Source organism: Saccharopolyspora antiqui (assembly GCF_052246905.1).
Classification (GTDB): Bacteria; Actinomycetota; Actinomycetes; order Mycobacteriales; family Pseudonocardiaceae; genus Saccharopolyspora.
The window spans coordinates 62,179-75,853 of sequence record NZ_JBQQBO010000001.1 but is presented as its reverse complement, the minus strand read 5'-3'; the positions used below and the strand labels follow the sequence as shown (position 1 = coordinate 75,853).

Annotated in this window: 10 protein-coding genes; 1 reads left to right on the top strand and 9 read right to left on the bottom strand. The window is 67.9% G+C overall.

The features are described 5' to 3' along the window. Positions 1 to 51: 51 nt before the first annotated feature. A complete protein-coding gene (locus tag ACTWQN_RS00295) occupies positions 52 to 2,046 on the top strand; it encodes a metallopeptidase domain-containing protein (RefSeq protein WP_443201217.1) in 1,995 nt (664 codons plus the stop codon). A gap of 155 nt (positions 2,047 to 2,201) precedes the next feature. On the opposite strand, the gene ACTWQN_RS00290 is transcribed toward ACTWQN_RS00295, so the two are convergent. The 9 genes from ACTWQN_RS00290 to ACTWQN_RS00250 form a co-directional block, all read right to left on the bottom strand. After that, the gene (locus ACTWQN_RS00290) at positions 2,202 to 3,188 is read right to left on the bottom strand and encodes a threonine/serine dehydratase (protein ID WP_443201216.1); all 987 of its coding nucleotides are present in this window, start codon (positions 3,186 to 3,188) and stop codon (positions 2,202 to 2,204) included. Between the two features lie 176 nt (positions 3,189 to 3,364). Further along, on the bottom strand, positions 3,365 to 3,667 hold the full coding sequence (locus ACTWQN_RS00285; RefSeq protein ID WP_443201215.1) for an ArsR/SmtB family transcription factor: 303 nt from the start codon (positions 3,665 to 3,667) through the stop codon (positions 3,365 to 3,367). A 266-nt stretch (positions 3,668 to 3,933) separates the two neighbouring features. Further along, entirely contained in the window at positions 3,934 to 4,662 is a 729-nt protein-coding gene (locus tag ACTWQN_RS00280) for a GntR family transcriptional regulator (RefSeq protein ID WP_443201214.1), read from the bottom strand. Positions 4,663 to 4,928: 266 nt separating this feature from the next. Then, on the bottom strand, positions 4,929 to 6,257 hold the full coding sequence (locus ACTWQN_RS00275; protein ID WP_443201213.1) for an MFS transporter: 1,329 nt from the start codon (positions 6,255 to 6,257) through the stop codon (positions 4,929 to 4,931). 235 nt (positions 6,258 to 6,492) lie between these two features. Beyond that, a complete protein-coding gene (locus tag ACTWQN_RS00270; RefSeq protein WP_443201212.1) occupies positions 6,493 to 7,728 on the bottom strand; it encodes a metal-dependent hydrolase family protein in 1,236 nt (411 codons plus the stop codon). Beyond that, positions 7,725 to 9,455, bottom strand: coding sequence for a hydantoinase B/oxoprolinase family protein (locus ACTWQN_RS00265; protein WP_443201211.1), 1,731 nt, complete (start codon positions 9,453 to 9,455; stop codon positions 7,725 to 7,727). The genes ACTWQN_RS00270 and ACTWQN_RS00265 overlap by 4 nt, the downstream gene beginning before the upstream one ends. Then, positions 9,452 to 11,503 (bottom strand): hydantoinase/oxoprolinase family protein, encoded by a 2,052-nt coding sequence (locus ACTWQN_RS00260; RefSeq protein WP_443201210.1) that lies wholly within the window; start codon positions 11,501 to 11,503, stop codon positions 9,452 to 9,454. The genes ACTWQN_RS00265 and ACTWQN_RS00260 overlap by 4 nt, the downstream gene beginning before the upstream one ends. A gap of 276 nt (positions 11,504 to 11,779) precedes the next feature. After that, positions 11,780 to 12,451, bottom strand: coding sequence for a mechanosensitive ion channel family protein (locus tag ACTWQN_RS00255; protein WP_443201209.1), 672 nt, complete (start codon positions 12,449 to 12,451; stop codon positions 11,780 to 11,782). Positions 12,452 to 12,614: 163 nt separating this feature from the next. Beyond that, positions 12,615 to 13,418, bottom strand: coding sequence for an EamA family transporter (locus ACTWQN_RS00250; protein ID WP_443201208.1), 804 nt, complete (start codon positions 13,416 to 13,418; stop codon positions 12,615 to 12,617). Positions 13,419 to 13,675: the final 257 nt, after the last annotated feature.

The window sequence follows — 13,675 nt, the reverse complement described above, 5'->3', positions numbered from 1 at the left end:
GGAAGGAAGCAGATGGGCTTCTGGCGACGTGCAAGACATTCGCGGGCACTGATGGCGACGGGCGTCGCTGTCAGTGCGGTACTCCTGGCAGGCGCAACGGCCGCCCCGGCCGTGCCCGGATCCGATGAGGCGCAGGCCGATCCGTTCGCACCGATCGACCCGCAGCACTGGCAGGACCAGCAGGACATGACCTGGGACGACTACCACGGCGTGCCGGGCACCAACTGGGCGGACGGCAATCGTGAGCCCACGCAGCAGAAGCTGAAGGTCGCCGTGCTGGCGGTCGACTTCCCCGACCAGCCGTTCGTGATCACCCAGCCCAAGGGCAGCGACCCGTTCGGCAACCCCCAGATCGACCCGATCAGCCGTGACTCGGTGGCCCATTTCTACGCCGACTTCTGGGGCAAGCCGAGCGAACTCAACCACGGGCACACCGTCAACGAGTACTGGATGGAGCAGACGGGCGGACGCATCGGCGTCGAGTTCGTGCCGTTCGGTCCGTACCAGGCGCCGCGGCCTTCCTACGAGTACGGCGTCAACGACATCGGCCAGGAAGGCGAGGGATGCCCGACCGGGCACACCTGCGACGGCCGGATAGAGCCCGACATCGACGCCCAGTGGCAGGCCGATGTCGGCGAGGACGAGACGAAGAAGTACGACCGGGTCCTCCGCCTGTACGCCGGATACGACGAAACGTCGGTCTGGCAGGAATTCGGCGAGATGAAGTTCCAGACCAAGGAGGACATCCCCGACGAGTGGGGTCCGCCGGACCCGTCGCTGCCGAACTGGGTCCGGGGCCGCTACAGCGACTGGACCTCGTGGAAGGCGGGTTCGCAGCTGTGGGGCAACTCCGGAATCCGGCAGGGTGAGAGTTCGGGAACGATCACCCACGAGTTGTCGCACACCTTCGACATCGGCGACAACAACAACAATCCCTACGCCCAGCCCTACCACCGCGCGGGCACCGGGCCGTTCGACCTGATGGACCGGGGGTCGTTCAACGGACCGGGCGGGCCGCACAACCGCTGGCAGGTGCCCGCCACCCAGGGCGCCTCGATGCCCGCCGGACAGACCCTGCGCACCAAGATGAAGCTCGGCTTCATCGACGACGAGCAGGTGGTGCACCTGTCCCGCGAAGCGCTCGCCGACAGCGGCGTCGCGGTGGTGCAGGTCAAGGCCCGCTCGGCGCAGCCGAAACCGGGTGACGTGCAGGGCGTGCTGGTGGACGTGGACCAGGACAACACTCCCCCGTGCGACGTCAACGCCGACCCGTTGTGCGCGGGACCCGGATACCGGAACTACACGATCGAGACGGTGCAGCGGATCGGTTCCGACTCCTTCACACCGGACAACGGGGTGATGCTGACCAAGAACAAGCCCTTCGACGACGAGGGCGACAGCTGCGGGTACCTCTGCTTCAGCTGGATGGTCGACGCCAACCCGCAGGACATCAACATGGTCGACTACACCAAGCCGGACGGCACCCCGGTGATGCGTTCGATCGGTGACTACCGGCAGCTCAACGACGGGCTGTTCCACGCCGGTACGAACTCCGGGAGCCAGTACGAGTACGTCGACGAGGCGAACCGGCTGCACTTCTACGTGCTAGATCGGTCGCTGACCCCGGCTGGCGAACTGCTCTACACCGTGGCGGTGCGCTCCCTGGACGGCTCCGGCCCGCAGGAGCGCGGCGTCGAGCTGGCCGGTGGACGCCCGGCCGGTGACCCGAACGGCGCGGGAACCACCTGTTCGTTCGACCTGACCAACACCGGACGCAACCAGCCCGCTGGAGCAGACCGGCCCGAGGATGTCAGCAAGTTCCTGCGTTCCGACGTCTACCGCCTCTCCGCCAGTGTCGAGGGCGCGGGTTGGCGGGCGGCGCTGCCGAACGAGCTGGCCACGGCGCAGTTCAACAAGACGACGAGCGTGCCGGTCGCCGTCGCCGCGGCCGGGGATGCCGCCAGCTCCGGCACGGTGACGCTGACCGCGACGTCCGAGAGCGATCCGACCAAGACCGCTACGGCCATCTGCGCGGTTCAGCGCTGAGTCACTGCGAGCACCGCCCGTCCCCCACCGGGGCGGGCGGTTTCGCACAACGGTTTTCCGCCTAGCGTTGACCGGGAAGCCAGCCCCAGGATTTCCACGCGAAGGATCGATCACGCGCGGCGCTGGAATCCTGAGTGTCGAAAGGTTCGAACTGGTCAGGGTTTCGCGTCAAGCCCGGCTGGGGTTGTGTTGGCTCCGGTGATGATGACAGCGACGCGTTCGCCGGGCTCAGGCCGGTAGGCACCGGTGACGAGAGCCGCGATCCCGACGGCGGCGGCGGGCTCGGCAATCATGCGGGTGGTGTCCCACAGCGCGTGCTGCGCCGTTCGGATCGCCTGATCGTCGACCAGCACGACATCATCCACATAGGACCGAGTGATGGGGAAGACCAGTTCACCGACGCGCTTGGGGGCGAGGGCGTCGGCTGCCACGCCCCCGCTGGGCGCGTCGGTCGGCGCGTCGTGCGCCCAGGCGGTGGTCAACGTCGGTGCGTCGGCGGGCTCCACCCCGACAACGCGGACATCGCCCGCGAAGTAGGCCGCGATTCCAGCGATGAGCCCGCCTCCGCCGACGGGCACCAGCACGGTGTCCAGGCCAGCGGCCTGCTCGGCGAGTTCAAGGCCGAGACTTCCCTGGCCGAGGAGGGTTTCACGCTGGTCGAACGCGTGGATGCTCAGCGCGCCGGAGTCGGCTACCCAATTCTGGGCAGCGGCGAGGGCATCGGCGTAGCGGTCACCGCCGACCACGAGGTCCGCTCCAAGTGAGCGGATTTTGGCTATCTTCGCGGGTGCGGAGATGGTCGGGACGAAGATCTTCGCGGGAACACCCAGCCGGTGGGCGGCGTAGGCGACGGCCACGCCGTGGTTGCCACCCGATGCCGCGACCACTCCTGTTTCCGGCACGGTGCGGAGCAGCAGGTTCGCGAAGGCACCGCGGACCTTGAACGAACCGGCGCGCTGCAGCTGCTCCAGCTTGAGCACCAGGTCCGTTCTCCCCTTGCCGGTGAGCTCGACCAGATCGACTTCCATGATCGGCGTCCGCCGCAGGTAGGGCTTGATCACATCGGAGACGTAGCGGATGTGCTCCGCAGTGATCACGTCGCCGGTGACGTTTGCACGGGTGTTGCGCGCGCTGGCAGCCACAGATGGTCCATTCCCTCGCTCTTGGGTAGGGCGATTGCCTCGATTTCAACAGGAGCGCCCAACGGAAGGGCAGCGACGACGACCGGTGCATGCTCGATCAACCGATACCGCGCTCCGACCGAGTCCAAATCCGCGATCAAACGCGCGTGCAGATCCACCACCGTCGTGCCATCGGTTCACCAACCACTCCCCAGCAACTCCTTCGCTTCGGCGATGCGGTTTTCGTCGCGCTGGTAGAAGACCCACTGCTTGATCTTCTTGCCCCGGACCAACCCGGCACGGCTGAGCACCTTCAGGTGCGCACCGCACGTCGGCTGGCTGACGCCGAGCTTCTCGGCGAGCGACAACGAGCACACCCCGTCCCGGACCAAGTCGCCATCGCGCTGCGGCGGGAAGTGCGCCGCCGGATCACGCAGCCACTCCAGCACCAGCAACCGCTTGTCGTTGGCCAGCGCCCTCAGCAGATCCACGTCGAGCATGAAGGAATTATGTCAATTAGCTAAGTTCCTGTCTAGGAATCCACGACCGAGGCCCTGCACGACGGTATCTCCACTGGACACGGCACGGTCGCCGATTTCGCGGCCGGTCAGACCCAGTGGGATTCAAGAACCGGGTTTTCCAGTCACGAGCGCGCACCGCCGAGCCAAAGACAAGAAGTCCACAATGGATTGAGGATGCGTTGCCGACCGACGACTCTCGTTCGGCCGCGATGCGCCGACTCAGGCGAGGACGTGCGCGGCCGGAGTCACCGGCGGGTGGACTTCGCCCTCGGCTGCGTACCGCCCTCCGGCACCGGATCGCCCGCCTCGTACCCGGTGGCCCACAGCCCACGCGCGTGTCCGATGTGCCGCGTCATCAGGTCGAAGGTGCCCTGCGCGTCGCCGCGCTCCATCAGGTCGAGCAGCTCGTGGTGCTCCTGCGCCGATCCGTCCAGCAATCCCTGTCGCATCAGGTACTTCAGCCCGTACATGCGCGTCCGCAAGCGGAGGCTGGTGGCCAGGTCGGCGAGTTGCCCGTTGCCCGTGTAGCTGAGCAGGCGGGCGTGGTAGTCACGATCGGCGGCCAGGTATCCCGGCAGGTCCTTTCCCGCGGCGGCCTCGACGATGTGCTGCGCGAGCTCGCGCAGCTCGGCGAATCCGTCCGCGGGCACCGACCCGACGACGTCGCGAACGGCAGGCGGTTCGAGGAGCAGGCGGATCTCGGTGATCTCGTCCAGCTCCTTGTCCGAGATGCGGGTGACGCGGAACCCCTTGTTCTTGACGGTTTCGACGAGCCCTTCCTCGGTGAGCTTCACCATCGCCTCCCGGACGGGCGTCGGCGACACGCCGAACGCGCTGCCGAGCGCGGGCGCGGAATACACCACTCCCTCATCGAGGTCACCGGAGATGATCGCGGCACGCAGCTGTTCGATGATCGTTTCCCGCATGCTCGTCTGCCGATGCAGCGGGCCGAGCGGAATGTTCGACTTCGTCATCGCGTGGCACCGTTCTGGGCGGCCAGAGGCCGAACATGCTCGGCGCAGGCGCCACGACACAGATCAGCGGTGAACGGCAGCGCGGGCACGGCGCTGACGCCGTGCCGGGCTTTGCTAAGTTCCGACATAAGACCTCCCAACATAACGGTGCGTAACAGAATTTTTCGCTCAATGTAAACTACCATGTGACATTGCATCTTACGTGCTCAGGCACGCTCGGAAGAGCCGTGCCGCTCGGGTCCCGCGTGCTGGGAATTCCAGCCGGTTCAGTCGAGCTCCACGCCTTCGGTTTCCGGTAACGCCAGCGCGAAGAGCAGCGCGACCAGGAAGAACACCTCGATGAAGACGACCGTCGGGGTGAACCCGACCGACACGGCGACGAGCAGGCCGATCACGCTGGGCGCCACGGCGTTCGCGACGCGCTGAGCGGTGATGCCGATGCTGTAGCCCTTGCCCCGGCTGGCGGTTGGATAGATCTCGCCGAGCCAGGTGTCCCACACGCCCCAGGCACCCTGCGCGAAGAACGACATCATGAAGTTCCCGACGTACAACCACGCGAGCGTTTCCGAGTAGGCGAACGTCAGACCCCCGACGCTGCCGAAGAGCACGAAGACCAGGAACACGCGTTTGCGGCCGATCCGCCCGGTCAGCCAGGAAGCCGCCAGGTAGCCCGGGATCATGAACACCGCGGAGATCGCGATGAAGGTGTAGCTGTCCGGCAGGGACAGGCCCCGTTCGGCGAGCAGACCGGGCAGCCACGTCTGCAGTCCCCAGTAGCCCCACGACAGCGAGAAGTTGATGACCGCCTGCACACCGGTCATGACCAGCAGGCGACGCGACCGCAGACCCGCGGATCGTTGCGCCGTCGCCTCCCGCAGCGACAGCGGCCCGGTGGGGTTGATGGTTCCGCGGCTCAGCCACGACACCGCGGCGCGAGCCTGCTCGATGCGCCCGTGCCGGACTGCCCAATAGGGAGATTCCGGCGCCCACTTCCAGACCACCAGCGCCCACAGCCCCGACAGCGAGCTGATGAACAACACCCACCGCCAGCCCAGCACATCGAGCAATCCGGCCGCCACTCCCACCGCGATCAGGGTGCCGAACGGCCAGCCAGCGGCCAGGAAGACCGTTGCCCGCCCCCGGTAGCGAACCGGCACGAGTTCCTCGAAGTAGAGGAAAACCGTCACCAGGATGCCAGCCAAGGCGATGCCGGAGAGGAACCTCAGGCCCCACAGCGACCAGTAGTTAGGAGCGAGCGCGGAAAGCGCCGACACGATCCCGTAACTGCCCAGGCTGATGATGCAGGCGGGTTTGCGGCCGTTGCGATCCACCCACCAGCCCCAGGCGAGCGCACCGGGGATCATGCCGAAGAACATCGCCGACAGCAGGAAGCCGATGCTCGTCGGGCCGACCGAGAATTCCCGTTCGATGGGCGACGAGACGTAGGACAGGATCAGCATCTCCCACGCCTCGATCACGAAGGCGAAGAACAGCGCGATGCCCGCTTTGAGGTGCTGCCGGGTCAGGGGCATGTCGGCGAAGATCTTGCCCACCGAGGTGCCCGCCGCCGGGCTCTGGGTGCGTTCGGGGTCCATGTTCAGCTTCCCTTCGTGGCTTCAGGCCTCCGAGGTCGATGCATTGCCGTGGTCGTGTGGAGTTGCCAGCGAAGAATCAGAACCGACGCGCGCTCAAGGCCGCCCGTGCCCAACAGCCCCATCAGTCCGACAGCCCCATCAGTCCGACAGCCCCGTGCCGCAGGCATCAGTCCGACAGCTCAGCGCCGCAGGCATCAGTCCGACAGCTCAGCGCCATAGGCATCAGTCCGACAGCTCAGCGCAGCCCGTCGATCGGCACACCGGCGCGCACCACCACGCGCTCCCGACTCGCGTCCCACAGCGCGGCCGGATCGTCGAACGGATTTCCGTCCACGATGAGCAGGTCACCTCGCGCGCCGACGCTGATCGTGCCGATGTCGTCGCGTTGCAGCAGGCGCGCGTTCACCGACGTCACCGACCGCAAGCACGCCAGCACCCCGGCGGCTTCGATCTGCAACCGCAAGCCCAGCAGTTGGTCGTTCTCCAGCTCTCCCATGAGATCGGTGCCGAAACCGACCGGCACGCCAGCGGCGTGGGCCAGTTCGATGGCGCCCCGCCCGGCATCGAGCACCTCGCGGTTCTTGGCGCGCGACACCGCGGGCAGGCCGATCTCGTCGCCGCGCCGATCCATCGCGTCGTAGGCGACCAGGGTGGGCACCAGGAAGGCGCCGCGGGCGGCCATCACCGACGCGGTCGACTCGTCCAGCAGGTTCCCGTGCTCGATCGAGCGCACGCCGTTGTCCACCGAGTGCCGGATGGCCTCCGGCGAGTAGGCGTGCGCGGCGACATAGCTGCCTCGCCGGGCAGCTTCGTCGGTCACCGCGGCCACTTCGTCGGCCGAGTACTGCGCCGGGGCGAGCGGGTCGGTCGGCGACACCACCCCACCGGAGGTCATGATCTTGATGGCGTGCGCGCCCCGCCGGAACCGCTCCCGCACCGCCGTGCGCAGCGGCTCGACGCCGTCGACCACCTCGTTCATGTGCCCGCCGTGCAGGCAGATGTCCAGTTCGGCCGGTCGGGCGTCGCCGTGGCCACCGGTTTGGCTCAGCGCCGGTCCGGTGTAGAGGTACTGGGGCGCGTTGACGTGCCCTTCGTCGATCGCGCGCGCCAGGCCGATGTCCCCGCCCGCCACGTCCCGGACCGTGGTGAATCCCCGGTGCAGGGCCCGTTCGAGCCGCTTGGCCGCGACCAGTGCCAGGTAGCTCAGCGGTCCGGCTTGGAACTCCAGGCCGTGCACGGAAATCCCGTAGGCGTGGAAGTGCGCGTCGATGAGGCCCGGGAGTACCACCCGGCCGCGGGCGTCGATGACGTGGTCGCTGCGCTGGACCTGCGCGTCGATCTCGACGATTCGGCCGTCGACCACGCGCATGGACGCTTCGGTGAGGTCTTCGGAATTCCCGTCGAAGATCACGGCGTTGACGACGGTCAGCTCACCGGTCGGCGAGGCAGAACTCCGCGAGCTGCTGGTCATGTTGCACCCGTCCCCTTTCCGCGCCCGCGCAGGGCTTCGGTGGTCGGCTCGTCGACGGTGAAATCGACCGGATCGACGGCCACGCCGTACTGCTTCCTCGCGGCGGCTGGCGAGACGAAGCCGTTGCGCACGTCGCGGGCCACGGCCTGCGGATCGCGCTCGAATGGATCGCCGAAGCCGCCGCCACCACCGGTGTCGTTGGTCAGGGTCTCGCCAGCGGACAGCTGGTTGTAGCTGCCGCCCTGCACGCGCTCGTGCTCGGTGCCGCTGTCCAGCACGATGCGGTTCGGCTCCCCTTCCCCACCGCCGTTGATCGACCACGGCCGGGACTTCGTCTTGTACACCAGGCAGATCCCGGTCGATGGCGCGGTGAAGCGGTAGACCCGGCTGACGCCGACGCCGCCCCGGAACTTCCCCGGTCCAGCGGTATCGGGCCGGTACCCGTAGTGGTCGATGATCATCGACGACTTCGTCTCCAGGACCTCCACGGGGTTGTTGCGGCACCCGGGTTCGGACAGGTGCATGATCCCGTCCTCACCGTCGGCGTGGGCCGTGGCGCCGAACCCGACGGCTTCGTTCGTCGCCTCCAGCCACGGTTTGCCGGTGCGCGGGTGGACGCCCAGCCCCATCATCGAGCACACGTCGCCGCCGGAACACGCTGGCACGATCTCCGGCATCCCCTGCGCGAGGGCCTTGAGGATGACCTCGCCCGCCAGCAGACCGGTCCACAGCGTGAACGTCGGCATCGGTGCGACGGCGTGCATCACCGAGCCCGGTTCGGTGATCACCCGCAGCGGCGCGAAGTTCCCGGCGACCACTGGGGTGTCCGATGTGGTCAGCGCCTTGAAGATCAGGCTGGACAGCGCATGCGTTTGCCCCACCGGCAGGTTGATCGGACCCCGGACGTCGCGGGCGCTGTCGCGCCAGTCGACGATCATCTCCTCGTCCGTCACGGTGACGGTGACCGCGAGCTCGACGTGCTGGTCGAGGTCGACGCCGTCGTTGTCGAGGAAGTCCGTGGCGCTCCAGGTGCCCTTCGGCAGCTTGGCCAGGCCGATCCGGGCGAGCCGCTCGCCGTGTTCGTTGATCTCCCGCATGGCCGCGAGCAGGTCGGGCACGCCGTATTTTCGCGCCAGGTCCTGAGTTCGCCGGACGCCTGTCGTGCAGGCCGACACCTGCGCTTGGACGTCCCCGATGGTCCGCTCGGGCATGCGGGAGTTGAACCGGATCAGGTTGAAGACGTCGTCGTTGCGCTGGCCGCGTCGATACAGCTTCGAGGCCGGGAACACCAGTCCTTCCTGGCTGGCGTCGGTGGAATCCAGCACGTAGCCGGGGTCCTTCTGGTTGAGGTCCAGCACGTGGATTCGGCAGGAGGCGAAGCCGATCAGCTCCGATTCGACGTGGATCGGCGCGAAGACCAGCGGATCCAGGGTGTGCGCCGAGGACCAGTACGGGTAGTTCAGGATGAACACGTCGCCGGGTTCCATCGCGGCTTCGCCGAGGAATTCCAGCGATTTCTTGATGCCGTAGTCGTTGGCCCGGGTGAACACCGCGATGCCCGGCGCGTCGGCGACCACATCGCCGCGTGCGTCGTGGATGCCGATGCCGTAGTCGTGGATCTCGTAGACCACCGTGTTGTAGGCGGTGCGGCACAGGTTGCGGGCGGTCTCCTCAGCGGCGGCGAGCAGTCCGTGCCGGATGACCTCGATGGTGATCGCGTCGCTCATCGCAGCTCCTCGCCCTCACTCGCGAGCGTGATGACCAGCTCGCCGTAGCGCCCGACCCGCAGCCGGTCACCTTCGTGCAGCACGGTTGTCGCGGTGTGCTCCGAAACCACCGCCGGTCCCGGAATCACGTCCCCGGCGAGAAGGTCCTCCCGCGCCCACAGCGCGTAGTCGGTCACCGCACCGTCGGGGCCGCGCACCGCCCGACTGCCACCTGCCGTCGGCGCCGCGCCGGTGCGTTCGGGCAATTCGGGGAGCGCTGGCTTGTCGACGATGCCGGTAGCGCGGACTCGGAGCGTGGTGATCTCGATGGGCTCGTCCATCACGTGGCCGTACTGCCGCTCGTGCAGCGCCGCGAACTCCTTCTCCACCACGGCGAACGGATCGTCGGCGTCGGTGGGGTATCCGACGTTCACCGAGTGTTCCTGCCCGGTGTAGCGCACGTCGACGCTGCGCTCGAAGATCCGGCGGTCGGCGGCGAATCCCTCGGCGGCGAGGCTGGCGGCGGCCTCGCGCTCCATCGTGGTGTAGGCGTCGTCCACGGTTCGTTCGTCCAGTTCGGACAGTGCCTGGACCGAGGTGCGCGCGACATCGTGCTGCACATCGGCCATCAGCATGCCCAGGGCCGAAAACGCGCCTTGCCCCGGCGGAACGACCACTTCGGGGATGCCGAGCTCGCGCGCCACGTCCACGGCCACCAGGCCGCCCGCGCCGCCGAACGACAGCAACGCGAAGTCCTTCGGATCGTGCCCGAGTTCGACGGTGATGGCGCGGACCGCCCCGACGATCTTGGTGTTGGCGATCCGCAACACGCCCCGGGCGAGCTCGTCCACATCGAGGCCGAGCGTTCTCGCGATCGGTTCGAGCGCGCCCCGCGCCCCCGCCGCGTCCAGGGCGAGGGTGCCGCCGAGCGGGGTGTCCGCCCCGAGGTAGCCGACCGTGACCGCGGCGTCGGTGAAGGTCGGTTGCGTGCCGCCTCGCCGGTATGCGACCGGTCCGGGTACCGCACCGGCGCTGCGCGGTCCGACCTGGAGCGCCCCACCGTCGTCGACGTGCACCAGCGAGCCGCCGCCCGAGCCGATGGTGTGGATGTAGAGCGACGGCGTGTTGATGGGCAGGCCTTCGAACTCGGCGCCCTGGTACAGCACGGGTTGCGAGTCGAGCACCAGCGACGCGTCGAGGCTGGTGCCGCCCATGTCGATGGTGATCAGGTTGGGGCGACCGATCAGGCGGGAGAAACCCGCGGCGCCCACGACTCCCCCGGCCGGTCCGGACAGGATCAGGTTGACCGGTTGTTCGCGCGCCGCCGCCGCGGTCATGGCGCCGCCACCGGAACGCGACACCAGGAATCGGCCCGCGAACCCCCGGTCGGTGAGGCTGTCGTCCAGGCGCTGGAGGTAGCGCCGCACGATCGGCTTGATGTAGGCGTCCAGAACCGCGGTGCTGGTGCGCTCGTACTCGCGGTATTCGCGGGAGAGCTCGTGCGAGACGGTGACCTCGATCCCCGGGCAGTGCGCCAGCAGGATCTCGCGCATGCGCAGCTCGTGGCGCGGATTCGCGTAGGAGTGCAGGAAAGCGATGGCGACCGATTCGAAGCCGCGCCGACCGATCTCCGCCGCGACGCGCCGCGCGTCCGGCTCGTCCAGCGGTGTCGCGACCGTCCCGTCGAAGTACGCCCGCTCGGTCACCTCGAAGGTGTCGTGGCGCTCCAGGAGTGCGGGCGGCTTGCGGTAGGTGATGTCGTACATGACCCGCCGATCCGTTCGACCGAGCAGGAAGACGTCGCGGAAGCCGCGCGTGGCGATGATCGCGGTCCGCGCGCCGGATCGGGTCAACAGCGAGTTCAGGCCGAGCGTCGTGCCGTGGTTGAACATCGCCACTTCGGCCATGTCGGCCTCGGCCCGTTCGAATGCGTGCAGCACTCCGGCGGACGGGGCGTCCGGTGTCGTCGGAACCTTCTCGAACCGGAACTCACCCGTGGCGGGGATGAGTTTGACGACGTCGGTGAACGTGCCGCCGACGTCGACGGCAACCCGAGTTGTCCGATCCATGCTCCGGCACTCCTCTCGCCACCAGCCCACATGCCTCCCGTCGGCCTATAAAATGTCACATGGCACGAACCGGGGCAATGCTGTCACCGTCGATCAACCAGAACTCACCGCGACGCCACGGAGATCCGATTGGTCGGCGCCGGTCGGAGTTCGGCACGGCGAGGCGATTCGACGCGCACGCGGCGATTCTCGCCGCGACGCCGCGCGCCCAGGAACTCGACTCGGCGGGCGCGTTGTCGAGCGCGCAACTGAACCTCCGAGGTCGCTCGTGGCAGTTCAGCGGTCGGACTGGTCTGATTCGGTTGCTCGGCCGCCGCTGTTGGGGGCTACGGCGGAATTGAGCACGGCGGTGTTGGGTAGCCGGATCAGGCCGTCGTCGTTTTCCAGCGTCAGGTACACGAGGCCCATTTCGGTCACCTGACCCTCAAGCGGGCCACCGAGCGTGCCGGAATAGACGATGAGGTGATCACCAACGGTGAACGGGCGGGCGATCACGAGCATCACACCGGCGAAAACGTTGCCGAGCGACTGCTGCGAGGCGATACCGATGATCACGCCGGTGACCGCCCCGCCGAGCAGTAGCTGGTCGAGCTGAACGCCCAGTTCGTTCAACGCGGTGAGCGCGACGGCGACGTAGCCCACCAGCGAGACGACCAGCCGGATTGCCCCGGCGTGGCTTGCGGGCATGCGCAGCCGGGTTCGGCGGCGCGCTTCCCTGGCGATGTTGTGGACCGCGATCATGCCGACGGCGAGGAAGACCACCGCGCCCGCGACGGCGGCCGCCCGCTGGTAGGGCTGGCCGTTTCGGAAGAGTTCAGCGGGATCGAGTGCCGCGGCCCCCACCAGCATGACCAGCACCAGCACGGACGCGCCGATGGCGCGCTTCGCGTCGGCGGTGAGCCGTCGTCTGACCAACTTCTTCGGCTTGTCAGGCGCGTTCACGGCCATCTCAGGCTCCCTCGCACTGCGTCCGACGACGAACCGGGTTGCATTGCGGCCTAACACTTTCATGCATCGCGCCCCGGTGTGCAAGGACCCCATTCGACCATTCCGGGCCACCGGTTTCGTACCGCCGCTCGGACCTGCCGATGCTCGCGGTCCGGTGGCCGGGCTAGACGTCTGGGCGGGCGCCGCGTGTGGCGCCCGCCGATGCGGCCACCACGCACAGCACCGCGATCCACTGCGACCAGTACAGCCACTCCTGGAGCACGATGAGGCCGATGAGGGCCGCCATCGCTGGTTCGAGGCTCATCAGGATGCCGAACACGCGCGGTGGGATCTTGCGCAGTGCTTCCAGATCCAGCGAGTACGGGATCACCGACGACAACAGTGCCACGCCGAGCCCCGCAACCAGGACCCACGGCTGAATCAGCGCCGTTCCGCTGTCGGCCACGCCGAATGGCACAGCCACCAGTGCCGCGACGGCCATTCCCAGAGCCAGACCATTGCCTTCCGTGGTGTGGCGCCCCAGCGCCGCGCCGACCAGGATGTACAGGCCCCAGCACGCTCCTGCGGCGAGGGCGAACAGAAAACCGACAAGGTTGAGGTCGCCGCGTCCCTCCATCAGCAGGACCACGCCGCCTGCCGCGAGCACGGCCCAGAAAGCGTCCAGCCATCGCCTCGACCCGGCCAGGGCCACCGCCAGCGGCCCGAGGAACTCGATGGTTACCGCGATCCCCAGCGGGATCCGGGCCAGCGCCAGGTAGAAGCACAGGTTCATCAAGCCGAGAATCACGCCGTAGCTGAGCACCACTGTCCACGTGCGACGATTCATGCGCAGTGAGGGCCGCCACAACAGCATCAGCACGGCCGCCGCGAAGAACAGTCGCAACGCGACCGTCCCGAAGCTGCCCACTGCGCTGAACAGGTGCTTGGCCAATGCCGAGCCCACCTGAACGCTGACGATGCCGAGCATTACCAGTGCCGGTGGCGGGATCGCGCCGAAGGTACGTCCGGCCAGCGCGGTCAGGGAGAACCGGGGGGACGGGCCGCGTTTGGTCCTGTCGACGTTCGAGGTGGCCACGCGTGGATCATCGACGATCGGGCGCCGCGCGTCGCGTGATTTTTCCAAGATTCCGGGACGCGACCGTCACGAGGGTCTCACGAACCCCGCTCCTGGGGGTCCGAGCCGTGCATCTCGCGCAACAGCTGATCGAAGACGGGGGTGGGCTC

What these genes read in the sequence shown, in the direction of transcription:
- ACTWQN_RS00260 (WP_443201210.1), bottom strand. Translation starts at nt 11,503, where the DNA reads ATGGATCGGACAACTCGGGTTGCCGTCGACGTCGGCGGCACGTTCACC.
- ACTWQN_RS00275 (WP_443201213.1), bottom strand. Translation starts at nt 6,257, where the DNA reads ATGGACCCCGAACGCACCCAGAGCCCGGCGGCGGGCACCTCGGTGGGC.
- ACTWQN_RS00270 (WP_443201212.1), bottom strand. Translation starts at nt 7,728, where the DNA reads ATGACCAGCAGCTCGCGGAGTTCTGCCTCGCCGACCGGTGAGCTGACC.
- ACTWQN_RS00285 (WP_443201215.1), bottom strand. Translation starts at nt 3,667, where the DNA reads ATGCTCGACGTGGATCTGCTGAGGGCGCTGGCCAACGACAAGCGGTTG.
- ACTWQN_RS00280 (WP_443201214.1), bottom strand. Translation starts at nt 4,662, where the DNA reads ATGACGAAGTCGAACATTCCGCTCGGCCCGCTGCATCGGCAGACGAGC.
- ACTWQN_RS00265 (WP_443201211.1), bottom strand. Translation starts at nt 9,455, where the DNA reads ATGAGCGACGCGATCACCATCGAGGTCATCCGGCACGGACTGCTCGCC.
- ACTWQN_RS00295 (WP_443201217.1), top strand. Translation starts at nt 52, where the DNA reads ATGGCGACGGGCGTCGCTGTCAGTGCGGTACTCCTGGCAGGCGCAACG.
- ACTWQN_RS00250 (WP_443201208.1), bottom strand. Translation starts at nt 13,418, where the DNA reads ATGCTCGGCATCGTCAGCGTTCAGGTGGGCTCGGCATTGGCCAAGCAC.
- ACTWQN_RS00255 (WP_443201209.1), bottom strand. Translation starts at nt 12,451, where the DNA reads ATGGCCGTGAACGCGCCTGACAAGCCGAAGAAGTTGGTCAGACGACGG.